23 protein-coding genes, 1 tRNA gene and 1 pseudogene are annotated in these 24334 nt (G+C 72.0%); 10 read left to right on the top strand and 15 right to left on the bottom strand.

Annotated elements, in window-relative coordinates; all coding sequences use genetic code 11:
- Positions 1 to 4: 4 nt before the first annotated feature.
- Complete coding sequence (locus ACFJGV_RS05100) at positions 5 to 574, bottom strand: hypothetical protein (RefSeq protein WP_378147327.1); 570 nt, start codon at positions 572 to 574, stop codon at positions 5 to 7.
- A 156-nt stretch (positions 575 to 730) separates the two neighbouring features.
- Between ACFJGV_RS05100 and ACFJGV_RS05095 the strand changes: the two genes are divergently transcribed.
- A complete protein-coding gene (locus ACFJGV_RS05095; protein WP_378147326.1) occupies positions 731 to 1285 on the top strand; it encodes a hypothetical protein in 555 nt (184 codons plus the stop codon).
- A gap of 12 nt (positions 1286 to 1297) precedes the next feature.
- Here ACFJGV_RS05095 and ACFJGV_RS05090 read toward each other — a convergent pair whose 3' ends face one another.
- Together ACFJGV_RS05090 and ACFJGV_RS05085 are read right to left on the bottom strand one after the other, a co-directional pair.
- Positions 1298 to 1888, bottom strand: a complete 591-nt coding sequence (locus tag ACFJGV_RS05090) for a DJ-1/PfpI family protein (RefSeq protein WP_378147324.1) — start codon at positions 1886 to 1888, stop codon at positions 1298 to 1300.
- A 194-nt stretch (positions 1889 to 2082) separates the two neighbouring features.
- Positions 2083 to 2625 (bottom strand): GNAT family N-acetyltransferase, encoded by a 543-nt coding sequence (locus ACFJGV_RS05085; protein ID WP_378147323.1) that lies wholly within the window; start codon positions 2623 to 2625, stop codon positions 2083 to 2085.
- Positions 2626 to 2715: 90 nt separating this feature from the next.
- Here ACFJGV_RS05085 and ACFJGV_RS05080 point away from each other — a divergent pair.
- The 4 genes from ACFJGV_RS05080 (at position 2716) to ACFJGV_RS05065 (ending at position 3785) form a co-directional block, all read left to right on the top strand.
- A tRNA-Gln gene (locus tag ACFJGV_RS05080) sits at positions 2716 to 2787 on the top strand.
- A gap of 85 nt (positions 2788 to 2872) precedes the next feature.
- Positions 2873 to 3136: a ribbon-helix-helix domain-containing protein gene (locus tag ACFJGV_RS05075; RefSeq protein ID WP_378147321.1), complete on the top strand. Its 264-nt coding sequence runs from the start codon at positions 2873 to 2875 to the stop codon at positions 3134 to 3136.
- The gene (locus ACFJGV_RS05070) at positions 3133 to 3372 is read left to right on the top strand and encodes a toxin (protein WP_378147319.1); all 240 of its coding nucleotides are present in this window, start codon (positions 3133 to 3135) and stop codon (positions 3370 to 3372) included. The genes ACFJGV_RS05075 and ACFJGV_RS05070 overlap by 4 nt, the downstream gene beginning before the upstream one ends.
- A gap of 53 nt (positions 3373 to 3425) precedes the next feature.
- Positions 3426 to 3785: a hypothetical protein gene (locus ACFJGV_RS05065; protein ID WP_378147318.1), complete on the top strand. Its 360-nt coding sequence runs from the start codon at positions 3426 to 3428 to the stop codon at positions 3783 to 3785.
- 43 nt (positions 3786 to 3828) lie between these two features.
- Here the strand turns inward: ACFJGV_RS05065 and ACFJGV_RS05060 are convergent, their stop codons facing one another.
- Both ACFJGV_RS05060 and ACFJGV_RS05055 read right to left on the bottom strand, forming a co-directional pair.
- Positions 3829 to 4671, bottom strand: a complete 843-nt coding sequence (locus ACFJGV_RS05060; protein ID WP_378147316.1) for an aminoglycoside adenylyltransferase domain-containing protein — start codon at positions 4669 to 4671, stop codon at positions 3829 to 3831.
- A 52-nt stretch (positions 4672 to 4723) separates the two neighbouring features.
- Entirely contained in the window at positions 4724 to 6742 is a 2019-nt protein-coding gene (locus ACFJGV_RS05055; RefSeq protein ID WP_378147314.1) for a DUF262 domain-containing protein, read from the bottom strand.
- Positions 6743 to 6875: 133 nt separating this feature from the next.
- Between ACFJGV_RS05055 and ACFJGV_RS05050 the strand changes: the two genes are divergently transcribed.
- The 3 genes from ACFJGV_RS05050 (at position 6876) to ACFJGV_RS05040 (ending at position 10665) form a co-directional block, all read left to right on the top strand.
- Complete coding sequence (locus ACFJGV_RS05050; RefSeq protein WP_378147313.1) at positions 6876 to 7649, top strand: hypothetical protein; 774 nt, start codon at positions 6876 to 6878, stop codon at positions 7647 to 7649.
- Positions 7650 to 7754: 105 nt separating this feature from the next.
- Positions 7755 to 9590, top strand: coding sequence for a glycoside hydrolase family 15 protein (locus tag ACFJGV_RS05045; RefSeq protein WP_378147311.1), 1836 nt, complete (start codon positions 7755 to 7757; stop codon positions 9588 to 9590).
- 7 nt (positions 9591 to 9597) lie between these two features.
- On the top strand, positions 9598 to 10665 hold the full coding sequence (locus ACFJGV_RS05040; protein WP_378147310.1) for an FUSC family protein: 1068 nt from the start codon (positions 9598 to 9600) through the stop codon (positions 10663 to 10665).
- Positions 10666 to 10817: 152 nt separating this feature from the next.
- On the opposite strand, the gene ACFJGV_RS05035 is transcribed toward ACFJGV_RS05040, so the two are convergent.
- Genes ACFJGV_RS05035 through ACFJGV_RS05025 form a run of 3 tightly spaced genes read right to left on the bottom strand, consistent with a single transcriptional unit; the run spans position 10818 to position 13399 of the window.
- Entirely contained in the window at positions 10818 to 11978 is a 1161-nt protein-coding gene (locus ACFJGV_RS05035) for a GAF domain-containing SpoIIE family protein phosphatase (protein WP_378147309.1), read from the bottom strand.
- A 10-nt stretch (positions 11979 to 11988) separates the two neighbouring features.
- Positions 11989 to 12906 (bottom strand): hypothetical protein, encoded by a 918-nt coding sequence (locus ACFJGV_RS05030; protein WP_378147307.1) that lies wholly within the window; start codon positions 12904 to 12906, stop codon positions 11989 to 11991.
- A 31-nt stretch (positions 12907 to 12937) separates the two neighbouring features.
- Complete coding sequence (locus tag ACFJGV_RS05025) at positions 12938 to 13399, bottom strand: SRPBCC family protein (protein WP_378148635.1); 462 nt, start codon at positions 13397 to 13399, stop codon at positions 12938 to 12940.
- Positions 13400 to 13465: 66 nt separating this feature from the next.
- On the opposite strand from ACFJGV_RS05025, the gene ACFJGV_RS05020 reads away from it, so the two are divergent.
- The gene (locus tag ACFJGV_RS05020) at positions 13466 to 14179 is read left to right on the top strand and encodes an alpha/beta fold hydrolase (protein ID WP_378147305.1); all 714 of its coding nucleotides are present in this window, start codon (positions 13466 to 13468) and stop codon (positions 14177 to 14179) included.
- A 40-nt stretch (positions 14180 to 14219) separates the two neighbouring features.
- Here ACFJGV_RS05020 and ACFJGV_RS05015 read toward each other — a convergent pair whose 3' ends face one another.
- Positions 14220 to 14873: an FMN-dependent NADH-azoreductase gene (locus tag ACFJGV_RS05015; RefSeq protein WP_378147303.1), complete on the bottom strand. Its 654-nt coding sequence runs from the start codon at positions 14871 to 14873 to the stop codon at positions 14220 to 14222.
- Positions 14874 to 14971: 98 nt separating this feature from the next.
- On the opposite strand from ACFJGV_RS05015, the gene ACFJGV_RS05010 reads away from it, so the two are divergent.
- Positions 14972 to 16699, top strand: a complete 1728-nt coding sequence (locus ACFJGV_RS05010; RefSeq protein ID WP_378147301.1) for an amidohydrolase — start codon at positions 14972 to 14974, stop codon at positions 16697 to 16699.
- 124 nt (positions 16700 to 16823) lie between these two features.
- Here ACFJGV_RS05010 and ACFJGV_RS05005 read toward each other — a convergent pair whose 3' ends face one another.
- The 6 genes and pseudogenes from ACFJGV_RS05005 to aroA all read right to left on the bottom strand — a co-directional run bounded on the left by ACFJGV_RS05005 (position 16824) and on the right by aroA (position 24294).
- On the bottom strand, positions 16824 to 18995 hold the full coding sequence (locus ACFJGV_RS05005; protein ID WP_378147300.1) for an FAD-dependent oxidoreductase: 2172 nt from the start codon (positions 18993 to 18995) through the stop codon (positions 16824 to 16826).
- Positions 18996 to 19019: 24 nt separating this feature from the next.
- Positions 19020 to 19862, bottom strand: a complete 843-nt coding sequence (locus ACFJGV_RS05000) for an SDR family oxidoreductase (protein WP_378147298.1) — start codon at positions 19860 to 19862, stop codon at positions 19020 to 19022.
- The gene (locus ACFJGV_RS04995; protein ID WP_378148633.1) at positions 19859 to 21061 is read right to left on the bottom strand and encodes an acyl-CoA dehydrogenase family protein; all 1203 of its coding nucleotides are present in this window, start codon (positions 21059 to 21061) and stop codon (positions 19859 to 19861) included. Before ACFJGV_RS04995 ends, ACFJGV_RS05000 begins: the two co-directional genes overlap by 4 nt.
- A complete protein-coding gene (locus ACFJGV_RS04990) occupies positions 21058 to 22110 on the bottom strand; it encodes an AMP-binding protein (RefSeq protein WP_378147297.1) in 1053 nt (350 codons plus the stop codon). The genes ACFJGV_RS04995 and ACFJGV_RS04990 overlap by 4 nt, the downstream gene beginning before the upstream one ends.
- A gap of 49 nt (positions 22111 to 22159) precedes the next feature.
- A pseudogene (locus tag ACFJGV_RS04985) lies at positions 22160 to 22777 on the bottom strand (AMP-binding protein); the annotation flags it as partial.
- A 74-nt stretch (positions 22778 to 22851) separates the two neighbouring features.
- The gene (gene aroA / locus ACFJGV_RS04980; protein ID WP_378147296.1) at positions 22852 to 24294 is read right to left on the bottom strand and encodes a 3-phosphoshikimate 1-carboxyvinyltransferase; all 1443 of its coding nucleotides are present in this window, start codon (positions 24292 to 24294) and stop codon (positions 22852 to 22854) included.
- Between the last annotated feature and the right edge of the window lie 40 nt (positions 24295 to 24334).

Raw genomic sequence — 24334 nt, 5'->3', positions numbered from 1 at the left:
GACCTCAGGATCGGTGCGTGTCGAGCCAGCGGCGGCGCTCCGCCAGCAGCCCCTCGACCTCCGGTTCGCCGAGGCGGTCGAGCGCGATGAGGTCGATCGTCACGTCGTGGGCCTCGATGACGATCGCGCGGGATCCGACGGTCGTCGCCGCCCACCAGTGCGGCCCGGCGATCCAGAGCTCGAAGGCCTCGGGGCTCCCGCCGATCGGGATGGAGGTGATGCGGTCGGGCAGCGGATCGAGCGCGACGACAGGGCGCTCCCATCCACCCCGGACGGAGTCGCGGGCCGACCACCGCATCCGCAGCTCGGTGACGCGTTGACGGACATCGCCCTCGAGCGAGTGGACCTGGACGTCGAACGGCGTGCCTGTCACGGAGGGGGCAGGGAGCACATGGCGGGCGTAGGCGAGTACGCGGCGGGTGCCCGAGAACGACCAGTCGTGGATCATCCCGGGGCCGTCCCATCCGGCGAGACCGAAGACCGCGGCGACGGGCAGCGTCTCGCGGACGCGGGCGTCGCCGTCGTCGAGGCGCGCCCGGCGCTCCTCGGGACCCCGCTCCCCGGCCTTCTGCATGCGGCCAGAGTAGGGCGGCAAGGTTAACGGGTGTCGTGATCCCGCGTTTCCGCGGGATCGGGCGGCGATCCCTTCGGGATCGGGCACCGGTCCGGTATCGTCAGGGGGTCGCAGGGGCCTGACCATCGGGACCCGACGTGCTTCGTGGGGGAGAGCATGAACGTCGCAGACTTCGTGAGCGCGGGGGCGTCCGCGTTCGCGCGCATCCCGCGCCCGGTCGCGTCGGGCATCGTCGTGGGACTGCTCGGCGCCGGGGCCGCCGTGCTCGTCGCCGTCGCCCTGTCGGGGACGCACCTGGGCGGGGCCGCCGGGGACTCGTCGGGCGGCGGGGGGCTGCCGGTGTCGGATGTGCGCACCGCGACGCCGACTCCCACCGCTCCCGCGTCTACGGTGCCGACCGTGACGCCCGAGGTGCCGGCGCCTGCTCCCGCGCCCGCTCCTGAGGAGGGGAACTCCGGTGGGTCGGGCGGATCTGGTGGATCGGGTGGTTCCGGTGGATCTGGTGGTTCCGGTGGTTCCGGTGGATCGGGTGGCTCCGACCCCGCGGACCCCGGATCGCCCGCCGACCCGGGCACGCCCGCCGACCCCGGTGGAGACCCGGGTACTCCCGTTGACTCGGGCGGCGACCCCGGAACCCCGAGCGACCCCGGGACGCCCAGCGACTCGGGCACGCCGCCCACCGAGGCGACGCCCACCGACGCGCCGGGCTGAACGGCTGCGTGTCTAGACCGGCGGCTGCGGGTCGTACTGGATGCCGCGGCGCACCTGCCGGGCACGATCGACTCCCGCGATCCGGGCCACGAGGTGCAGCGCCATGTCGATCCCCGCGGAGACGCCCGACGCGGTGATCACGTCCCCATCGTCGACGAACCGCGCGTCGGGCCGGACCTCGATCGAGGAGTCGAGCGCGCCGAGGAGGTCGAGCGCGCTCCAGTGCGTCGTGGCCGGACGGCCCTGCAGCACACCGGCGGCGGCGTACACGAGCGAGCCCGTGCACACACTCGTGAGCAGTGGCACGGTCTCGCGCTGGGCGCGCACCCACTCGAGCTCGCGCTCGTCGGCCAGGCGTGCCCGCGTCCCGAACCCGCCCGGATAGACGAGCACCTCGAGCGGCGGCGCCTCCGCCACCGTCGTGTCGGGCAGCAGCCGCAGCCCCTTCGCGCAGGTGACGGGGTCGAGGCTCTCGGCGAGCATCCGCACCTCGTAGCCGTCCTCGGGGAAGGTGCGCGTCCAGTACGCGAGCACCTCCCACGGCCCGGCGGCGTCGAGCTCCTCGACGTCGTCGAAGAGCAGGATCCCGATCGTCTTCACCATGCCGCCACGCTATCGTCGCCGAGCGCCTCGCCGCCGCCCGCGGGCTGCCATTCCTACCCGGATGTCCGCCAGATGTGGGTCCGCCGAGGTCGGTGACGGTCACAAGGTACGCTCAGAGCCGGGATGGGCGCTATGGCGGCCCGTGGTCGCGCTGAGCGTCCCTTTCGACGGCCATCGGCCGCAGCCGGGCGGCGTCAGCCCCGGTCGGAGGGGAGGAGCGAGTACAGCTCCATGTCGTGGCGCTCTCCGCCCACGGGGTGTGCCGCGCGCATCGTTCCCTCGCGGATGAACCCGAGCCGCTCGGCGACGCCGCGGCTCCGCGCGTTGTGCGTCGCCGTGTGAAGCTCGACACGCACCAGACCGAGGTCGTCGAACGCGTGGTCGACGAGCGCGCGCGTCGCTCGGGTCACGACTCCGCGGCCCTCGTGCGCCGCGTCGATCCAGTATCCGATCTCGCCGACGGCCGTGAAGGAGCGGATGCGCAGGCTGATCGACCCCACGGGCTCGCCCTGGCAGCGGATCGCGCAGGGCACCTCGGATCCGTCGGCCAGCGAGCGGAGCCCCGCCGCCATGAACGCCGAGGTCGCCTCGCGGGTCGGCTCCTCCTGAGCCCACGGCTCCCAGAGCCGCAACCGGTCGATGTTCGCGACGGTCAGCGCGTACATCGCCTCCACCATCGTCATGTCGCGGAGGGCGAGGTCGTACCCGTCGCCGAGATCGTGAGTGAGGAGTGCCATCGACGCGATGCTACCGCGCCGCCTCGTTTTGGTACCGGGCCTCTCCGTGGGCTACAGTAGACCGTCGGTTCGAGCTGCGGCTGGAACCATTGGGGTATGGTGTAATTGGCAACACGGCTGATTCTGGTTCAGTTGTTCTTGGTTCGAGTCCAGGTACCCCAGCAAGAAGAACCTCCGGCCTGACCGGGGGTTTTCTCGTTCTCGGGGAACGGATGACACGCCGCGACTTTCGTCTTACGATATTGGCATGAGCGGCGATGAGACGATCGACGGTGTTCCCGTGACGGAGGCGCAGATCGACGCGTGGGCGGCCGAGGCCGAGGCCGGATACGACGTCGGGGAGCTCAAGCGGCGTGGCCGAGGCAGGCCTGGTCGCGCCTCGGAGCCGACGCAGGTGGTCGCACTGCGCCTCACGGCCGACGAGCTGGCGTCGATCGACGAGCGTGCTGCGCGCGAGGGCAAGTCCCGCTCCGAGGTGATCCGCGCGGCGATCTCGGCGACCGCCGCGTGAAGGTCCATCCCTCGGCGCTCAAGCACGGCATCGGCGCCGACGATGCGATGCAGGCCGCGACATGGTCGGTGTGGGTCGACTTCCTCGACGAGGAGAGCCCGGCGCGTCAGCTCCGTCTCGGCTTCGACACCGCGGGCAGGCTGCTCGAGACGGTCGTGCTCGTCTTCGACAGCGGAAACGAGCTGGTGATCCACGCGATGCGGGCGCGGCCCGCGATGCTCGACCTCCTGCCGTGAACTCCCTCGACCGAGACCTCCCGAGGGAGGGGCGATCGGGGGAGGGTGGAGGGATGCGCTGCATCACCTACGCGGGAGAGACCGTGATCACCACCGACGACGTCGCCGCCGCGCTCGTCGAGCTGACGGCGGCTCTGGCCAACCGAGGGAAGGCCGAGTCGGTCGACATCCCGATCATGCTCGAGGACGGCGGTGGGCAGAGCGACGCGGAGCTCGTGATCGGCCTGGGAAACGACGTGCTGTCGGTGGCGGAGGCGTGGGACGGCCCGCAGCCCGACTTCTCCGAGGCCGCGGAGCGCCTGCAGCGGATGCTCGACGACCTCAAGCCGAAGGCCGTCGCCTACACGATCCCCGACGGCGACGACAGCGTCGATCCGTACGGCGACTTCGACGACCCGAGCGGACGCCCCTAGGGCACCAGCTCAGCTAGGGCACCAGCTCAGCTAGGACACCAGCTCAGTCGGCGCCGGCACGCCGGCGCACCTCGTCGCGGGCCCAGAGGGCGAAGTCCTCCGCGATCGGCACGAGCACGGGGTCCGCCGCCCCCGAGATCGGGTCGAACGGATGCAGGCGGTACCCGATCGACGCCGACAGCAGCGGGCGGAACCGGGCCGGCACGATCAGCGACCGGGCCCACTCCGCCGCCTCGACCTTGCCCGTCACCGTGCCGGTGGCGGCCGTCCAGAGCAGGCGGCAGAGGGTGAGCACGGCGTAGGGCTGCGCCCAGCCGTCGTCGAGCACGTCGGGGTCGTCGAGGATCCACGCGGTCCTGGCCTCCGCCTGCTCGACCGCCTCCCGCCGGAGGTCGGCGGCCGCGACCGCGGGCAGGAGGGTCTCGGCGCGTGCGCCCACCACGGTGACACCCGAGTCGCGCAGCATCCACCGGGTGTTCCAGGTGTCGTCGTGGCGCGAGCGCTCCATCGTGCGGCTGCCGCGATCGACGTAGAGCCACGGATGCGCACCCACGGGATCACGCAGAGCCGCGGCGGTGGTCCAGCTGCCCTCGAGGCGACGGGCCCACGGCTCCGGGCGTGCGGGGAGCGCGCGATGCAGCGCGCGGGCGGCCTCCTCCTGCTCCGGTGTGAGCTCGCGCGCCGACACGACGAGGACGTCGACGTCGCTGGCGAGGTCGCCCCACCCCAGCGCGAACGATCCGGTGAGGTAGACGCCGACGAGATCGTCGCCCAGCGCCTCCTGGGCTCCCTCCCGCAGTGCCGTGAGCACGGCGAGGAGCGATCGACCCTCGGTCATGCCGAGCTGCTCGTCTAGGCTGCGGCGGAGCGCGGCGAGCTGGATCACGTCCGCTGACCCTACTCCGCTCCCGCGGACTCGCGAGAGACCCGCGAACGAGCTACATGACCTCGCCGATGTAGCTGTACTTCACGAACACCTCGGAGGCGAGGCCCGCCTCGGCGAGGAGGCCCTGCACGGCGAGCAGCATGTACCGCGAGTCCCAGCCCATGTAGAGGAAGGTGTCGGCGTCGAGGGAGTCCCACTGGCCGTTCCACGACTGGGCGTCGTAGACGGGGCCGCCGCGCCGCGCGCTGTAGCGCTCGACCGCACCGCGATCATCCGCCCACAGGCGCTTGAACACGCGGTTGAAGAGGTACTTGACGTCGTAGACCTCCCAGTGCTCGCCGCGGTACTCGACGTAGTCCCATTCGCGCTCCCAGCCGCGCGGCCAGCCGCGGCGGGGGATGGCGTCGAGGATGGGGGTGAGGTTGTCGTCGTCGATGTCGACGGCGAGGGGGCGGCGCCAGAGGCGCACGAACGCGGCCGCGAGCTCCTCCGTGCGGGCAGAGAGAGCCGCCGTGCCCCACGCCTCGACCTCGGCCAGGGCGGAGGTCGTCGCGAGGGCGCTGCGCGCGTAGAGGGGACGCTTGTCGGGGAACGATCTGTCGGCGGCCCGCTCGGCCAGCCCCTCCTCGAGGAGAGCGAGGTTGCCGAGCGTCTGCGCCAGCGCGCGGTGGCTGTTCTGCTCGTCCTCCGAGTACTCCGACCACTCGCGCACTCCGTCGCCCGTCCACGAGTCGCCGGGGGCGACGGGCACGACGTGCTCGATCTCGAGGTCGGCGAGGCTGTCGATGCCCGCGAGCCGGCCGAGCACGTAGAACGGATGCGGCAGCGCACCGTACTTCAGCGCCACACGCACGCGCTCGTCCGAGGGCGTGATCCGCGCCATCGCCCGCTGCAGGGCCGCGGCGCCGTCGGCGCCAGCGCGGGCACGGCAGAGCCGGGCCACGAGCCGCTCGGTGGGCACACCCACGACGGTGCGGCGGAGGAGAAGCGACTGCACGTCCTCGAGCGTCCGGATGAGGTCGTCGCGCGACAGCGCGCCGTGCGTCCACTCCAGGTAGGCGCGCATCACCAGCGGGTACATGCCCCGGCCGAAGACGTTGAGGTAGGCGAGCTGGCGGGCGACGTCCGCATCGGGCGCCTGCATCGGATCGAGCAGGATGCGGTACACGTCGGAGTAGGCGCGCCACTCGGCAGCCTGCGCGCGCAGGGTGTCGAGGTCGAGCCGGGGGAACTCCTGCCGGAACGCGTCGTACACGCCGCGTCCGCCGGTGAGGGCGACCTCGCGACCCGTCGTCATGACGAGGTAGTGCCGCCAGAAGCCCGCGATCTGCTCGCCGGTGTTCTGCTCGATCGGGAGCCAGAAGGTCTCCTCGATGTCGCTCTGCTCGGCGTGCGTGAGGCCCATGAGCACGTAGTTGTGGATGAGCTCGTGGTCGCGGAGCGGCTCGCCCGTGGAGTTGAGGCTCTCGAAGATCTGCTGCGCGTTCGCGTCGGCGCCGAGCGTGATCGCGACGTGCTCGAGCTTGCCCAGGCCCCGCCAGATGCGAGGCACCTCCTCGAGGCGGATCTGGCTGCGGAAGAACGCGTAGTTGTCGTCGAAGCGCGAGTCGCGCAGCTCGTCGTCGGCGTCACCCCGGTCGAGCACGACGCTCTCGAACACGTCGGCCCAGGCGCGGTGCGGCCGCAGCTTCGTGCGGCGCGAGTCGGTGGCGCGCACCAGCACGCGCTCGAGGTCGGCGGCCAGCGCGGGATCGGACGCCCGCACCGTGTGGTGCAGGGCCGCGACGAGGAGCATCAGCGTGGTGATCCGCTGCTGCCCGTCGATGAGCACGAGCTCCGCGTCGGCCGGAGCCGCGGCGGTGCCTCGGGTCGAGAGGATCGAGCCGAGGAAGTGCCGCTGGCTGTCGTCGGTGTCGGAGACGGCGCGGATGTCGGCGAGCAGCTGCTCGCATCCGCCGATGTCCCAGCGGTACTGCCTCTGGTACACGGGGACGACGATGGTCGTCTCGGGCGCGGAGAGCCAGCGGATGGTGTTGACGGCCGTGGCGTCGACGTTCGTGGCGGTGCTCATAGCGGTCTCGAGCCTATCGGGCGCACTCGGCGTGGCCTCTCGGACAGCGCTCATCCGACGCTGTTAGGCTGCCCTTACCTGGGCTTGTAAAAACTTCGCTCGCCCTCCAACCGAAAGGTCATGGTTCACACCCATGGGTTACATCACCTCCGAGCTCCTCGAGGAGACCGGTTACGTCGTGCTCGACTCGTACGACCAGCCGATCGACCCGAAGGAGTGGCTCGACATCGAGTACGTCGACTGGAAGTCCTCCGGCGACACCCGCTTCGCTCCGCTCGCCTCCGCCAAGGGCGAGATCGAGTGCAACGGCTTCTGGAACCACAAGCCGCCGCGCACCGACAAGGACGGCGTCTGGATCGACTCGCAGACCGAGATCGCGCCGACCCTCACCGCCCGCGCCAAGGAGCCGGGTTCGAACGTGGGCCGCTGCCGCGTGATCGAGCTGCAGCCCAACACGTACGCCGATGCGCTGTACAACCTCCACCAGGACGACAACAACCGCCTCAACCCGGATGGCACCGGCTGGGTCGTGCGGTCGTTCTTCAACCTGACCGACGACAAGGACAGCTTCTTCGTCCTCCGTCACAACCGCACCGACCCGTCGGGCGAGACCCGCATCGCGCTGCCCGCCGGCGCCCAGCTGGTCATCGACACCCAGCGGCTCTGGCACGCCGCCGCCCACTTCGGCGACGAGCCGCGCTACTGCCTCATCACGTCGTGGGAGTCGGGCCCCGAGCTCGACGCCTACCTCGAGAAGTACCACGCCCGCAAGCACGTCGACTCGGTCGAGGTGCCGCAGGACGTGCTCGACGCCGGCCAGGCCGAGCAGTCGCGTCGCATCGCCGCCCGCGAGGCGGCGCTCCGCGCTCGCGGCCAGCAGGAGAAGCTGGCGATGAGCGAGGCCTAAGCCTTCGCATCCGCCTGAGCACCCCCAGGAAGAGCCTTCCCACCCCCGGTGGAGCGCCTCGTCCTGGGGGTGCTCGTCTGTCCGGGGCCGCGTAGGTTCATACAGGTGAATGCAGGCGGGGCGCTCGAGCGTCAAGACGGATACGCGGACCTCCGAGGCTATGCCGGGATCGGCGACGGGCGCACCGTCGCCCTCATCGCCCGTGACGGGCAGATCGACTGGCTGCCCATGCCCGCGCTGCACACCCCTCCGGTCTTCGCGGGGATCGTCGACCAGCGCGACGGTGGACGTCTCGAGCTCCGGCCCGTGGACGCCTTCGAGTCGACGCGCGAGTACGTCGAGGGCACGAACGTGCTGCGCACGACCTTCACGACCGCCTCCGGCACGGCGACGGTGACGGATGCGCTGGTCACCGGCGTCGCGGGTCGCCTCCCCTGGACGGAGCTCGCCCGCCGCATCGACGGCGTCGACGGTGAGGTGGCGTTCGAGTGGGCCGTGATCCCGGGCAACACGTTCGGGACGGAGCCCGTCCAGCGCCTCGACACCCTGCACGGGCCGATCCTGCGGGCGGCGAGCATCGACCTCGTGCTCGTGGGCTTCGAGCACGGCCGCACCGATCCGCACGACCCCGGCGACGGCTTCCCCGACGGGCCGCTGGAGTTCCGCGGCGCGTTCACGACCTCCCCGGGGTCGCGGCACCTCATCGCGGTGTGCGGCACCGACGACGAGCCGATCCACGTCCCGGATCCGAGGATCGTGGACCAGGGCATCGACCGCACCATCGCGAACTGGCAGCGCTGGTCGGAGGAGTTCGACTACTCAGGCCCCTGGGCGGAGGCGGTGCAGCGCAGCGCCCTCGCGCTCAAGCTCCTGATCTTCTCGCCCACCGGGGCGATCGCGGCGGCGGCGACCACGGGTCTGCCCGAGGACCTCCGCGGCGGGAAGAACTGGGACTACCGCTTCGCGTGGGTGCGCGATCTCGCGTACACGGTGGGTGCGCTGACCCGGTACGGTCTGCGCGAGGAGCCGCACGCCGCCGTGTCGTGGGTGCTGAAGATGCTGAAGGAGTACGGGAACGACCTCCAGATCTTCTTCGAGCTCGACGGAACGCTCCCCGACGGGCTGAAGGGCACGAAGTCGGAGGGGTGGCGCGGCATCGGCCCGGTCCACGCCGGGAATCCCGCCTCCGGGCAGCTGCAGCTCGGCGTCTTCGCCGACGTGATCGGCATCATGCTGCACTACGTCGAGTCGGGGAACATCCTCGACGAGCGCACCAGCGAGCTCGTCGTCGCGTACGCCGACCATGCCTGCCGGATGTGGCCGAAGAAGGACTCGGGGATGTGGGAGCTGCCGAAGAAGCGGCACTATGTGACGAGCAAGATCGGCTGCTGGAAGGCGTTGACGGATGCGCTGCGTTTGTACGAGCTGGGAGAGATCAAGCCCACCGACGAGGATGTCGCACTGTGGCGGAAGAACAAGCGCCTCCTCGAGGAGTGGCTCGACACGAAGGGGTGGTCCGAGAAGCGCGGCGCGTACACGATGTGGCCGGGCAGCAAGGACCTCGATGCCTCCTTCCTCCTCCACGTCGCCGAGGAGTTCGGCGACCCGGCCCGCACCCGCAGGACCGTGGAGCGCATCCGCGACGAGCTGGCCGTGGGGGAGCAGGTCTACCGCTACACCGGCGTCGACCGGGAGGAGGGCGCATTCGTGGCCTGCGCCTTCTGGCTGGTGCAGGGGCAGGTCTGGCTGGGCGAGCTCGAGGCCGCGAAGGCCCGCATGGATGCGCTGGTCGCGTCGGCGAACGACGTGGGCCTCTACGCGGAGATGATCTCGACCGAGACCGGCGACTTCCTCGGCAATCTGCCCCAGGGCCTCAGTCACCTCGCGCTCGTCGACGCCGCCTCCGCCTACGAGGCCGCCACCCGACCTCGCGAGGAGTGAGGTCGCGGTGAACACTCGCGGCGTCCTCGGCGGGCTGGCGTCCTGGACGCTCGACCTCGTCCGGGTGAGGCCCGCCCCGCATCCGCGATGGCCGATCGCGACGCAGGCGGCGCTGGCGATGGCTCTGCCCGTCGGGCTGTTCACGCTGCTCGGCCAGCCGCTCGTCGGTCTCCAGGCAGCGGGCGGCGCCTTCACCGCCCTCTACCTGGCCTCGGCCTCCGTACGCGAGCGCGCCAGAGCGCTGCCGCTGGTGGGCCTGCTGCTGATCGGATGCGCGGCCGCCGGCGCCCTGGTCGCCCCGGATCCCGCGGCGGTCGCGGTGGGGCTGGTCGTGGTGACCGTCGTCTCCTCGGCGCTGGCGTACGCGTTCGCGCTCGGCCCGCCGGGGCCGGTCTTCTTCGCGCTGGTCTACGGCATGGCGACGAACGTGACCGCGGTCGTCGACGGGGTGAGACGCGTCGACCCGCTGTCCTTCCTCGCGGTCTTCATCGTCGGCTGCCTCATCGCCTACGCGGTCGCGGTGGCGCCGCTCGTCGTGCCCGCCGTGCGCCGCCGCAGCGCGCGGGCGCTGCGCACCCTCCTGCCCGGGCCGCGGCTCGGTGTGGAGACGCGGCTGCTGCTCGTCCGCGTCGCCATCGTGGCGGTGGTCGGCACCGTTCTCAGCACCCTCTGGATCGACCAGGAGCGGGCGTACTGGGCGGTGTGCTCCGGCATCGCGGTGATCGGCGTGAACGCCGGACGCCGCACGGCGATGGTGCGCGGAAGCCAGCGCTTCGTCGGGACGGTGGCCGGGGCGGGCCTCTTCGCGCTGATCGCGCTCGTATCGGTGCCCGCGCCGCTGCTGGCGCTCGTCCTCGCGGCGCTGCAGTTCCTCATCGAGCTGCTCGTCGTGCGCAACTACGCCCTGGCGCTGGTGTTCATCACCCCGCTGGTGCTGCTCATCTCGAGCGCGGCCGTCCCGGGTGCGGATCTGGGCGGGCTCGCGATGGAGCGCGTGCTCGACACCCTGCTGGGCGCCGTGCTCGGGATGCTGACCGCGTTCATCCACCCGCGAGAAGGCGCCCCTTCGGCGTGACGGGAAGGGCGCGTTCTCGCCGTTGGACGGGCTGGCCGCGTGGCTCTCGCGCCGAGTTGCGAGAAGACGCCCCTTCGGCGTGACGGAAGGGGCGCCTTCTCACCGATGGGCGCGCTCGGCGGGGCGGGCGCGGGCGCGCGCCGCGTCGGGGGTCAGTGCACCGAGACGACGACCGCGGTGACGTCGTCGTCGACGACGTGCTCCGACACGCGCACCGTGAGACGGTCGAGGAACTCACGGGTCTCCTGAGCGGCGCGCAGGTCGTCGGCGAGCATCCGGAGGCTCTCGAGCGTGGAGTCATAGGCGTCGAGCACCCCGTCGGAGACCGAGATGAGGAGGTCGCCCGATGCCACGGTGACCTCGCCCGCCTCCCAGGGCACCCCGGGCGGGCGCAGGCCCAGCGGGAGGTTGTGCGAGGCCAGGCGGGTGAGCCCGCCGTCGGCCGCGATCAGGAGGGTGAGCCCGTGACCGGCGTCGACGTACTCCACGCGTCCCGAGACCGTGTCGATCGCCGCGTGGAAGAGCGTGGCGAAGGTGGTGTCGAGGGCGTGCTGCGCGTCGAGGTCGTCTTCGACCCGGACGACCGCGTCGAGGGGACGCTCGGCAGCGCCGCCGCCGGGACCGTCCAGGAGGGCGCCGACGATGCGCTGGGCGAGTGCACCCTGGGCCTCTCCCTTACCCATCACATCGGTGAGCGCGACGAGCACCGTCTCGCCGACCTCGCGCCAGGCGCCCCGATCGCCGCTGACCGCGCCATAGGGGATGGCGAGAGTCGACACGGTGACACCGTCGCCGTCGACCGAGTCGAGCAGGGGAGCGGCCTTGACCGGTGTCGCCCTGATGTCGTCGAGCTGGATCTCGGCCTCGGCCCAGGCGCCCATGCGGGCGAAGGCCTCGCGGTCCTCGTCGCTGAGGGTGCGTGGCTGGGAATCGAGCAGACACAGGGTGGCGACCGTGTCGCCGTCCTCGGTCTTGAGTGGAAGCCCTGCGTAGAAGCGGATGCCGTGCTCCGTGACGATCGCGCGTTCGGAGAAGCGATCATCCCGGGTCGCGTCGTCGACCTCGAGGAGGTCATCCTGCTCCACCGTCACCGCGCAGAAGGAGTCCGTCGGCGGGGTGTGACGGAAGGTGCCGCCCTCGGGCTGCGACTTCGTGAAGATGGTCGTCGAGTCGACGACGTTGACCACGGCGTGATCGACGTCGAAGACGTCCTTCGCCAGCCGGGTGATGCGGTCGTACCGCTCCTCGGGCCCGGTGTCCATCAGGCCGAGACGTTCGACCGCAGCATCCCGCCTGTCCGCATCCGTCGTCATGCGGCTCACCCTACTCGGGGGTCAGCCGGTTCACCCGTCGCTCCGCATCCGTCACCGCACGCTCGCCGTGGGTGCGCCGGCGACGCAGCTCACCGCGCTCGCGGTCGACGCGCGCGAGGTCCTCGCGGGCGCCCTCGAGCTGCTCCGTGAGGTCGTCGATCTCGGTCTCGAGCCGCCCGCGCTCGCCGTCGAGCTCGTGGAGCCGGTCGCGGAGGTCGGCGAGCTCGCTTCGCGCCTCCTCGAGCTCCCGTTCAGCGGCGGCGAGGCGCCCGGCCGCCCGGTCGAGCGCCGCCCGGTCGGACGCGGCGCGGTCATTCGACGCGCGAGCTCGATCGGTCTCCTTCGCCGTCGACGTACCGGAGCGGGACCGCGGGCGGAACTCGATCACCTCCGCGTCCGGCGCTCCCTGGGCCTCGCGCGCCTCGTCCGCGATCTCCGGAAGCGCGACCGCGTCCGACACGTCGATCGCGTCGAGGCCGTTCGCCGACAGCGGGCGCACGAGCATCCCGCTGTCGAGGGCGACCGCGGCGCCGGCGTCGATGAGCGCGGCCTGCACGGTCGACTCGAGGTCGCGCTGCACCGCCTCCGAGACCGCGGTGCCGCGTTCCCCCGCGGCTGCCGCCCACTCCCGGGCGGCGCGCGCGATCAGCCGGCGGCGTTCCGTCCCGAGCTCGCGCAGTTCCACGTCGTCATGGTCGCCCCGGAGCTCTGTCCCGAGGCGGCGGATGTCGTCGAGCAGGTCGGGTCGGTCGCGCACGGCCGCGTTGACCACCCATGCCGCGACGGTGGGCTTCCTGAGGCCCGTCAGCCGCTTCGCGAGGTCCTTCTCGCCCGCGGATCGGGCCTCCGCGGCCAGGCGCGAACGCTCGGCCATGAAGCTCGACGGGTCGACGCCGTAGAGCTGCCGGGCAGCGTCGCGGAGTTCCATTCGACCAGTCTGCCTCGCGGCGCGCCCGTGGTCAGAAGGCGGCGTGCCTGCCGTGCTGATCCGTGCGGTTCTCGGCGATGTACGCGAGCCTCCGCAGCGTCTCGACGTTGCGGAGATGGATGGCCACATCCATCGCCGGGTTGTGGACCCAGCGGCCCGGGCCGGCGACCGGGACCTCGTCGATCCGCACGACGCAGCCGGTGCCGCGCGGCTTCACCTCGAGCGTGACCTGCGCTTCGCCGATGGGCCGCCCCTTCGGGCGCATCACCGCCCGGTGCGGGGGCGCCCACTCGAGCATGCGCGTCTCGTCGTCGAGCAGCATGGGCCACACCCCGAAGGAGTGCTGCAGCACCGCATCCGGGGCCGGCCAGCGCGCGTCGACGTCGCGCATCCGCGAGGCGCCCACCACCCAGCTCGGGTAGAGCCAGCCATCCGCGAGCACCTCGAACACCGCGTCCGGGCTGCAGTCCATCTCACGCACCGTCACTGCCATGCCGCCCATCGTGCCCTTCTCGAATGCGCCCGCACACGGGGTTGCATCGCCGCTACGGTGGGGGTCATGGCGACGGTGGTGCTGGTTCACGGGGCGATGCACGGCGGATGGGCGTGGAGCCCGGTCGCCCGGCTGCTGCGGAGGCGAGGCCACGAGGTGTACACCCCGACGCTGACCGGCCAGGGCGAGCGGCGCGCCGAGCTCACCCCGTCGGTCGGGGTCTCCACCCACGTCGACGATCTCACCGAGCTCCTCTGGTTCGAGGATCTGCACGACGTGGTCCTGGTCCTCCACTCCTACGCGGGGGTCATCGCGGGACCCGTCGTGGAGGCCTGCGCCGACCGCATCCGGAGCGTCGTGTTCGCGGGGGCGTTCTACGTCAGGCCCGGCCAGCGCCTCCTCGACGTGGAGCCGCCGGCCGTCGCCGCGCGCTACACGGCTCTCGCCCGGGCGGAGGGTGACGGGTGGCGGCTGCCCGCGACGACCGCGTTCCTCTCCCAGTGGGCGATCACGGATCCCGTGCTGCAGACGTTCGTCGGTCCGCGGCTGACCGACTTCCCCTACAAGGCGCAGACGGATGCCGTCGACTTCGACCCCGCGCCGCTGACGTCGATCCCGCGCACGTACGTCGAGCACACCGAGCCCCCGCTCGCGTCGCTCGCCGTCTCTCGAGACGCGGCGCTCGCGGACGGGGCGGCCCACGTCACGCTCGCGACGGGGCACGACATGATGCTCGCCGCGCCCGAGGCGACCGCGGAACTCCTCGACTCGCTCGCGTGAGCCCGTCCTCGGGCGCGGACGCAGGCGCTCGCGAGGCCGGTCAGAGGGAGGCGGCACCCAGGGTCGAGCCGAGCGAGCGCGCGGCGGCGAGCGCGTCGGCGTGCTCCTGCCGCGACCGCGGGATCTCCTCGGCCAGGGCGGGCACCGACTCCGCGAGGGTGAGGTCGGCCCTGATCACGGTCACGGTCATGCCGAGGGCCTCGCTCAGGATGAGGGTGAGCGGTGGCACCACGTGATCCCACCCCTCCGTCGGCGAGCCGGCATCGTACGAGCCGCCGCGCGTCGACACGATGACCGCGGGCCGCCCGGCCAGAGGCTGCGACGGCACGTCGAACGGCGCCGTGACCCCGGGGACGTGGATGTGGTCGATCCACGCCTTGAGGGCGGAGGGCATCGAGTAGTTGTACATCGGGGCGTCGACCAGCACGGCGTCGGCGGCGAGCAGCTCCTCGATGAGGGAGCCCTGCAGCGCCTCCGCGTCGGCCGGCGGCCTCGCACCCTCGCCGCGCAGCCGCGGCGGCCAGTGCAGCGACGCATCCGCCAGGTGGGGGAGCGGATCGCGGTGGAGGTCGCGGTGCACGACCTCGTTGCCGGGGGCGGCGGCGAGCCAGGCGTCGGCGAACTCCTTCCCGATCGAGCGGCTCCGTGAGCCGGTGTCGTCGCTGGACGAGTCGAGATGGAGCAGCACTGCCATGCCGCCACGGTACCGTCTCCGACCGGAGGGGGACAGCCCGGGCGGCCGCCCCCACCCGGGCGATTGTGCGCGGAGCGGCCGTGCGCCAGGCTGGGCGCGTGCCTCTCGATCGCCTCGTCGCCGCCCGCGTGGTCCTCACCATCGACCCGGATCGTCCGCGCGCCGAGGCGGTCGGCGTCGACACCGCGACCGGGACGATCGTCGCCGTCGGATCCCGTGACGAGCTGACCGCGGCCCATCCGGACGCCGACCTCGTCGACCTCGGCGATGCTGCCCTCCTCCCGGGCTTCATCGACTCGCACAGCCACCCCATCATGAGCGGCATGATGTGCCGTGAGCCCGCGCACTGGATCGCGCCCTACGTCGGCTATCCGACCTACGCCGATGTGACGGCGCTGTTCGAGCGGCTCGAGGCAGAGACCCCGCCCGGCGTCGGGCTGCTGTTCAACGGCCTCGACCGCACCCTGCAGTCGGCGCCGGAGCTGACGAACCTCGACCTCGACACGTTCTTCCCGGACCGCCCGGTCTTCGTGCTCGACAACTCCGGACACGAGGGGTACTTCTCGAGCGCGCTCATCCGGCAGCTGGGCTGGGTCGGCGGGATGCCTCCCGCCGACCCTGTCGGCGCGAGCTTCGGCCGCAACCCCGACGGCACCTCGAACGGCCGCTGCTCCGAGCTGCAGGCGGTGATGGCCGTGCTCATGCCGATGATGGCGACCGTGCTCACCGATCCGCTGCTCTCGGCCGCCAAGTGGTACCGCTACATGGCCGAGAACGGGATCACCGCGACCACCGAGCACACGTTCGGCCTGACCCTGCTGCCCGCGATCACCGCGCTCGCGTCGCTCCCCGACAGCCCGCTGCGGCTGTCGCTGTACCACATGTCGACCGAGCCGGATCCGACCGCCCCGCTCGACACCACGGCGCCCGAGGCGATGGTGCGGAAGGTGGGTGTGAAGCTCTGGGCCGACGGATCACCCTGGGTCGGCACCATCGCGACCACGTTCCCGTACCTCGACAACGAGACCGTCCGGGGCGCGGGCATCACCCCCGGGCCCGGCGGCGAGGCGATGATGAACTACACCCGCGCCGAGCTCGACGACCTGCTCGACTCCCTCGCCGGGAGCGGGCTTCAGATGGCGTTCCACGTCAACGGCGATCTGGGGCTCGACATCGTGCTCGACGCCTACGAACGGGCGCTCACGCGGCAGGGGCTGCTCGGCGCCGACCACGGCTGGCGGGTCGAGCATGTGGGCGGAGCCCGGGCCGAGCAGTTCGGACGCGCGGCGTCGCTCGGGGTGGGCGTCTCGATGAGCCCGTTCCAGTTCGTCTACTGGGGCGATGTGCTCGACGGGACGCTGTTCGCCTCCGAGATCGGGTCGCAGTGGCAGCGGTTCGCGGATGCGGTGTGCAGCGGCGCGACCGTGAGCTTCCACAACGACGGGTCGGTGAGCCCGCCGATCCCGCTCCTCAACATCCAGGCCGCGGTCACCCGGCGCACCGGGTCGGGCGCGGTGCGGGGGCCGGAGCAGCGGATCGGGATCGAGGGGGCGCTGAAGGCGGAGACCATCAGCGCCGCGCGTCACATCGGCCGCGGCGACGACCTCGGCTCGATCGTGCCGGGTAAGCGCGCCGACTTCGTCGTGCTCTCCGCCGACCCGACCACGGTCGACCCAGCGCGCCTCGTCGACGACGTGCACGTGCTCGGCACCTGGCGCGACGGCCGCCCCCTCGACCTCGACGCCTTCCTCGAGCAGGTGTCCGCCGTCGATCCGGCGCAGCACGCCGACCTCCCGGCCCACGCCGCCGTCCACCCCCACTGCTGAAGCGCCGCGCTGCCCCCCTGGCTTTGTCCAGGTTTCTGTCGGAGATCGCCGATTTCGCGACGGAAACCTGGACAAAGCCGCCACGGGGTAGGGGCACCCATCCCGCGGCGGGCGGGGGCCCGGGTCAGGCGGCGGGGACGGACGCGGGGCGGGGGAGACGGCGGGCGGCGTCGAGGCCCTGCCGCGTCGCGCGCACGGCGTCGACGCCGGAGGCGTCGAGCGCGCCGCCCACGACCTCGTGCCGCACCCCGCGGGCGGCCAGCTCGGCGCTGAGGGGGTCGTGCGACACCTGCCCGGCGCACACGATCACCGCGGCGGCGGGGAGCAGCTCGCTGCGTCCGTCGGCGAAGCGCACGCGCACGCCGTCGGGGGTGATCTCCTCATAGTCGAGGTCGGCGAGCATCCGCACGCCCGCATCGCGCAGCTCGCCGAGGGCGACCCAGCGCGAGGTGATGCCCATCCCTGCGCCGAACTTCCCGCGCCGGCGCAGCACCGTGACCGACGATCCGGGCCGCGGCGCGTGGTGCCGGAGCGGACGGCGCATGCGCACGCGCTGCGGGTACGCGGAGCCCTCGAGCATCGTCTCGGGCGACGCCAGACCGAAGCGGGCGTCGAACTCACGCCCCCGCTCGACGGCGTCGTGCGAGAGCACGAGGAACTTCGCCGTGTCGACGCCGATCCCGCCTCCACCGATGATCACCACCGGTCCCGACGGCACGCCGCCCCGGATGGCCTCCTCGTACGACAGCACGTGCGGAAGCGAGGCCCCGGGAACGTCGATCGTGCGCGGGCGCACGCCCGTGGCCACGACGACTCCGTCGAACTCCGCGAGCTCGTCGACGATCGCCGGATGCGCGGTCTCGATCGCGACGCCCTGCCGCTCGAGCAGAGACTCGTAGTGGCGCACGGTGAGGGCGTAGTCCTCCTTGGTGGGGATGCGCGCGGCCAGTGTGAACTGCCCGCCCAACTCGGCGGCCGCCTCGAACAGGGTGACGCGGTGCCCCTGCCCGGCGAGGTCGGACGCGGCGACGAGCCCCGCGGGCCCGCCGCCGACCACGGCGAAGCGCGCGGTCAACGACGTCCGCAGCGACACGGCCACCGGGTAGCGCGCCTCCCTCGCTGCGCGCGGGTTCACCAGGCACGACACCGGCGTGAGGGCGAACGACCGGTCGAGGCAGGCCTGGTTGCAGCCGATGCACGTGTTGACGTGGTCGAAGCGGCCCTCCCGCGAGTGCTCGATGAGCGAGGCGTCGGCGAGGAAGGGGCGCGCCAGGGCGACCGCGGTGACCGTGCGGCGGCCGAGCACGTCCTCGGCGTCGCGGAGGTCGTTCATGCGGTTGCTCGCGATGACGGGGATGGGCGTGACGCCCTTGCGGCCCTCGTCGTCGCGCACCCAGTGCTCATCGGGCAGGGTGCAGATCGCCGAGACGACGGCCTCCGAGTACCGCAGCCAGACACCGTGAGGCACGGCGGCCTGCACGGTGGGCACCGTCGACTCGTGCCACCCGATGCCGATGTTGAGAGCGTCGGCGCCCGCGACCACGAGGGCGCGCGCCAGCTGGTCGGTCTCCTCCTGGGTCGACGACCCAGGCACGAGGTCGGCGCCCGACATCCGCACGATGATCGGCACGTCGGCGCCCACGCCGTGTCGCACCGCGCGGGTGACCTCCACGGCGAAGCGGCGGCGCCGGGCCGCATCGCCGCCCCACTCGTCGTCGCGCAGGTTCGTCACCGGCGAGCAGAACTGGTTGATGAGGTACCCCTCCGACCCCATGATCTCCACGGCGTCGAAGCCCAGCTGCACGGCGCGGGCGGCGGCGAGCCGGAACTCGTCGATGACCCGGAGGATGCCCTCCTCGTCGAGCTCCTGCGGCACGGTGTCGCGTGCCCCGCGCCAGGGCAGCGGCGACGGAGCCACCGAGCGGGTGGGCATGCCGTCGGGCTCGGTCATCCCCTCGAGCATCGCGTACCGGCCGGCGTGGAAGAGCTGCGCGGCGATGAGCCCGCCCGCCGCGTGCACGGCGCTGACGGCCCGCGCCATCCGCGCGTCGCCGGTGGGGTCGCCGAACACGCTGAAGTCGAGGGCCCCGCTGCCCTGGCGGCTCACGGCGATGCCGCCCGTGATCACGAGGCACGCCCCGCCCCGCACCCGCTCGGAGTAGTACACCGCGAGGGCATCGCCTCCGTCGTCGAGCGTCTCGAGGCCGGCGTGCATGCTGCCCATGATCACGCGGTGGGGCAGCTCGATCGGGCCGAGTCTCCACGGTGAGAAGGTGCGTCGAAGATGTGCGGACACGCTGCTCAGTCTCGCAGGTCCGGCTCAGTCCGGGAGCACCGACGGGTCGGGTCCGTCGAGCATCACCGCGGACCGGAGGTCGCCGGTGGTGTCGGCCCAGAACGGGGGAGCGACGATCGTGAGCCCGCCGTCGACCGAGAGGACCTGCCCGGTGATGTACGACGCGCGGTCCGAGAGCAGGAAGTCGATCGCATCCGCCATGTCGTCGGCGGTGCCCGGGCGCTGCAGCGGCACCTTCGACAGCACCGTCTCCATCGGCGCCATGCCCGGCACGCGGTGGTAGAAGTAGTCGAGCGAGTCGGTGTCGATGAGACCGCCGTTCACCGCGTTGACCGTGATCTGCCGCGGGCCGAACTCGGTGGCCATGTACTTCACGTACGCCTCGTTCGCCGCCTTCGCCGCGCCCAGCGCCGCATACGTGGGGAACGCGCGCAGCGAGCCGTAGCTCGTCACCGCGACGATGCGGCCGCCCGCATCCATGAGCTCGGCGGCGCGGATGGCGCCGAGCACGAACGACCGGGTGTTCATCGCGTAGCTGCGATCGAGGTGGTGCGTCTTCAACGCCGCGACCGGCTTGAAGGCGCTCGCGGCGGCGTTCGCGACGAACGCGTCGAGGCGGCCGTACTCGATGCGGATGCGCTCGAACATCGCGTCGATGTCGTCGGTCTGCTCGACGTCGGCCTGCACGGTGATGCCCGAGCCGCCGGCGGCGACGACGTCGGCGAGCGACTCCTCGGCGAGGTCGGCGTTCACCTTGTAGTTGATGACGACGGCCGCGCCCTGAGCACCGAGCTTCTGCGCGAGCAGCCGCCCGATGCCGCGGGACGCGCCCGTGATGGCGACGATGCGCGGGGTGGACTCGGTCATGCCTGCTCCTCGGACTTCTCAGGGGCGCCGGTGCCCGCGGTGGCCCGTGCCGCCTCGGCGACCGCCTCGGTCAGCACGTGGCGTGCGACGACCGTCTTCTGGATCTCGTTGGTGCCCTCCTCGAACCGGGGGGCGCGCGCGTCGCGGTAGACGCGCTCGATGGGGTTGCGGTGCCAGTATCCCTGTCCGCCGTGCACCTGCAGCGCCTTGTCGGTGACACGCCCGATCATGTCGACCGCCACCATCTTCGATGCGCTCGACAGGGCGCCGGCGTCGGGCCGCCCCTCCTCGTAGGCGCGGGCGGCCTCGAGCACGAGCGCTCGCGCCGCCGCGATGTCGGCGTAGTTCTCGGCCAGGTACTGCTGGATGACAGGCCGCTCCGCGAGCGTCTTGCCGAAGGTCTCGCGCTTCAGGGCGTACTCGACGGCGAGCTGCTGCGCCCGCTCGGCCAAGCCCACGCAGCTCATCGCGACGGAGATGCGCGACGGCAGCAGGAAGCCGCCGAGGGCGACCTCGAGCCCCTGCCCCTCCTCGCCAAGGCGAGCCGACGCGGGGACGGGCGCGTTCTCGAAGCGCAGGATGGCGTGGTCCGTCCCGCGGATGCCCATCGTGTCGGAGTCGTCGATCACCTCCACACCCGGCAGCCCGCTGTTGGGCATGAGGAACTCGACCGTGCCCTCGTTGCCGTGGGTGCCCTCGAGGCGTGCGGTGATGAGCCAGTAGTCGCAGGTCACTCCGAAGGTGATGAGGTGCTTCTCGCCGGTCATGTAGTACGTGTCGCCCTCGCGCCGGACGGTGGTGCGGATGTCGGCGCCGGTGCCTGCGGTGGCCTCGGTGAGCGTGAACGCCACGAGCACGTCGCCGGCGACGGAGGGCTTCACGATCCGCTCGAGCTGGTCGGGCGTGGCGTAGGGCTCCATCGCGCGCCAGGTGCCGTTGATCACGTGCACGAGCATCCGCACCGAGCCGTGCGAGCGGGAGAACAGCTCGAGCAGCTCCAGGTACTTCGCGAACGGGACGCCCCGACCGCCGAGGCGTTCGGGAGCCGCCAGCGAGAGGTAGCCGCGCTCGCGCAGCGTCTCGAACAGGTCGGGCGGGACCGACCCGGTGGCCTCGATCCGCCGGGCGAACTCCTCGCCCGGGCCCTCGACCCAGGCGGCGATCTCGGCCTTGAGCTCCTGGAACTCGTCTTCGGTCACGCTGTGCTCTCCCTCGAGGTGGATGGGGTGGACGGGTCGGATGGACGGGGTTGGCTCGGGGTCGCGGTGAGGCCGCCGCCGGTGGCGACGAGCTCGGCTGCGCGTTCCCGCAGCAGGTTCTTCTGCACCTTCCCGACCGGATTGCGCGGCAGCTCGTCGACGAAGGCCAGCCTCTCGGGCCAGAAGTACTTCGACACCCGCGCCTCGCCGAGGTACGCCTGCATCTCGGCGAATCCGAGCGATTCGGTCCCGTCGGCGGTGACCACGAAGGCGCACGCGCGCTCGCCGAGGCGCGGATCGGGTTCTGCGACGATGGCGACGTCCTTCACCCGCGGATGCTGGAACAGCAGGTTCTCGATCTCGACCACCGGGACCTTCTCGCCGCCGCGGTTGATCACATCCTTCACCCGGCCGGTGATGTGCAGGAAGCCGGCCTCGTCGAGGATCGCGAGATCGCCCGTGCGGTACCAGCCGTCGGGGGTGAACACGTCGGCCGTGAGGTCGGGACGGTCGAGGTAGCCGAGGAACGTCGTCGGGGAGCGGAGCTCGTAGTTCCCCTCGGTCCCGCGCGGCAGCTCGGTCCCGGTGTCGTCGACGATGCGGATGCCGACCCCTTCCAACGCGCGCCCGTCGCTGCCCCAGGCCGCCGGGCCGTCGGAGGGCGAGGCGAGCGCCCCGAGGCACGTCTCCGTCGTGCCGAACGCCCCGAGGGTCACCGAGCCGAGGACGCGCATGGCGCGCTCGGCCAGCTCGCGCGGCACCGCGGCGCCGGTGGGCACCACGATGCGGAGCGAGTCGGGTGCGGGCTCGCCGGACTCGACGGCGTCGACGAGGTCCATGAGGAAGGGCGTCGCCGCCTGCATGAAGGTGGCCCGCGCGGTCGCGAACGCCTGCGACAGCGCCACGCCCGCATCCCAGATGGGCTGCACCACGCTCGGCACCCCCAGCCGCCAGCTCAGCAGCAGTCCGTAGAGGAAACCCGTCTGGTGCGCCAGCGGGGAGGGGGATGTAGACACGGTCGTCGGCTCCAAGGCCGGACTGCGCGACATGCATCGCGGTGGCCAGCCCGAGCGAACGGTGGGCGTGCTGCACACCCTTGGGCTCGCCGGTGGTGCCCGACGTGAAGAGCAGCTGCGCGACGTCGTCGGCCCCGGGACGGCGTGCCTCGAGGGCCGCCGCATCGACCGTCACGGCGGAGAGCGCGCTGTCGAAGTCGTGCCACGTCCACCCGGATGCGCTCCCGGGCTGTCGTGCGCGCCCCGGCTCGTCGTCGGTGACGGGCGCGGCGGGTGCAGCGGGCGGCGTGAAGGGCCCGTCGCCCTGCGTGCCCGCGCGATCCGCGTCGGCGATCACGACGACGTGCTCGACCGTGAGCGGCAGGCCCCGCGCGTCCGCCTCGACCGCGACCTGGGTGAGCTCGGCGGCGTGGGCCCTCCTGCGGAACGACTGCGGGACGACGAGCACCCGGGCGCGGGAGCGCGAGAGCACCATAGAGACCTCGCGTGGCCCGAACACGGGCATGATCGGGGCCACGACGGCGCCGATCTGCAGCACACCCAGGGTCGTGGTCACGCACTCGATCCAGTTCGGCAGCTGGAACGCCACGGACTCGCCGCGGCGTACCCCGAGGTCGAGGAGGAGCGCGGAGACCCGGTCGGCCGCGTCCTGCAGCTCTCGCCAGGTGAGCGCGGCCGGGCGGTCGCCGACCTCGATCACGGCGGGGGAGTCGGGCGCGGTCTGCGCGAGCTCGTGCACGAGCTCCGAGTGCACGAGGACCGACGGTGAGACGCTCACGAGGCGATCGGGTGGGAGCGGCGGGAGACGTCGCTCTCGGCGAGGGCGGGCGCGGTGATGTCCATCTCGAGTCCGACGCCCGTCATCTCCTGCAGGAACGTGGGATACGAGATGCGGTACGCCCGCGGATACGTCAGCCGCGACCGGCCCTCCGCCCTCGTCGCGGCGACGGCGAGCGACATGAGCACGCGGTGATCGTTGAAGGACGACATGGGCGAGCCGTGCAGCGAGTCGACGCCCGTGATCGTGAGCTCCTCGCCGGAGTCGACCAGGTCACCGCCGAGCCGGTTGAGCTGCAGCATCGCGTTGACCCGGTCGCTCTCCTTGAGTCGGATGTGCGAGATGTTGCGGAACCGCGACGTGCCCTTCGCGAAGGTCGCCAGGGTCGAGAGGATCGGCAGCAGGTCGGGGACGGGCTGGCAGTCGATGTCGAGCGGGGCGAGCTCGATCCCGTCGTGGCGCACGCGCACGGACCCCGACTCGGGGTCGACCTCCATCGGCAGTCCCATCGCCGACACCAGGTCGAGGAACTCCGCCTCCGGGTGATCGGTCTCGGCGGCCGTCGTGGTCGCCATGCCGCGGAACAGCACGTCCGACGGACGGAGGGCGGCGGCGGCGAGTCCGAACGCGGCCGAGCCGATGTCGGGAGGCAGCGTGTACTCGGCCGGGCGCGCGGTCTGCCCTGGCGGGATCGTGTACGTGCGCCAGTCGTCGGACACCTCGACGGCGAGGCCCCAGTGCCGCATCATCTCCACCGTGAGCTCCACGTAGGGCTGCTCGTTGAGCTCGCCCACCACCTCGATGGTCGTCTCACGCTCGGCGAAGGGGGCGAGGAGCAGCAGGCCGGAGATCCACTGCGAGAGCGTGCCCGCGATCCGCACGTGTCCGCCCCGGGGCGGGCGCGGCTGCACGGTGATGGGCGGGCAGTCGTCGGTCGACTCGTACTCGACGCCCATCTCGCCGAGCGCGGTGAGAAGCGCCTTGATCGGACGGCGGCGGAAGTACTTCATCCCCGTCAGCGTGATCGGCTTGTCGGCCAAGCTCGCGAGCCCGGTCATGAAGTAGAGGGTGGTGCCCGACGACCCGACGTTGAGCAGGCCCTCGTCGCTCGACGAGCCGTGGTCGATCACGTGCCCGGCGGTCGAGTACGGGCCGCCGTCGACCACGTAGGAGTCGCCGACCACCTCGACGCGCGTGCCGAGAGCCCGCAGCACCGCGATGGTCCACACCACCTGGCGGGTCTCCGACAGGCCGTGGATGACGCTGCGGCCGGGCGAGAGCGAGGCGAGCACCAGAGCGCGATGGGCGTGGTACTTCGAGACCGGGATGTGGAGCTCCCCGTGGAGAGGTGAGGTGGTGCCGGTGACGAAGAGCTGCAACGTGCTGACCTCCAGACTCGGGCCTGACTCAGACGGCTCCCAGTCTGGCACTTCATCCATGCCGATTCGAGCATGGATCGTGGCCTGGGAGGGGCCCCGA

It is taken from the genome of Cnuibacter sp. UC19_7, assembly GCF_042699995.1.
In the GTDB taxonomy this organism is placed as follows: Bacteria; Actinomycetota; Actinomycetes; order Actinomycetales; family Microbacteriaceae; genus Cnuibacter.
Note: the sequence above shows the minus strand (reverse complement) of the source record. Positions and strands in the feature narration are given on the sequence as shown.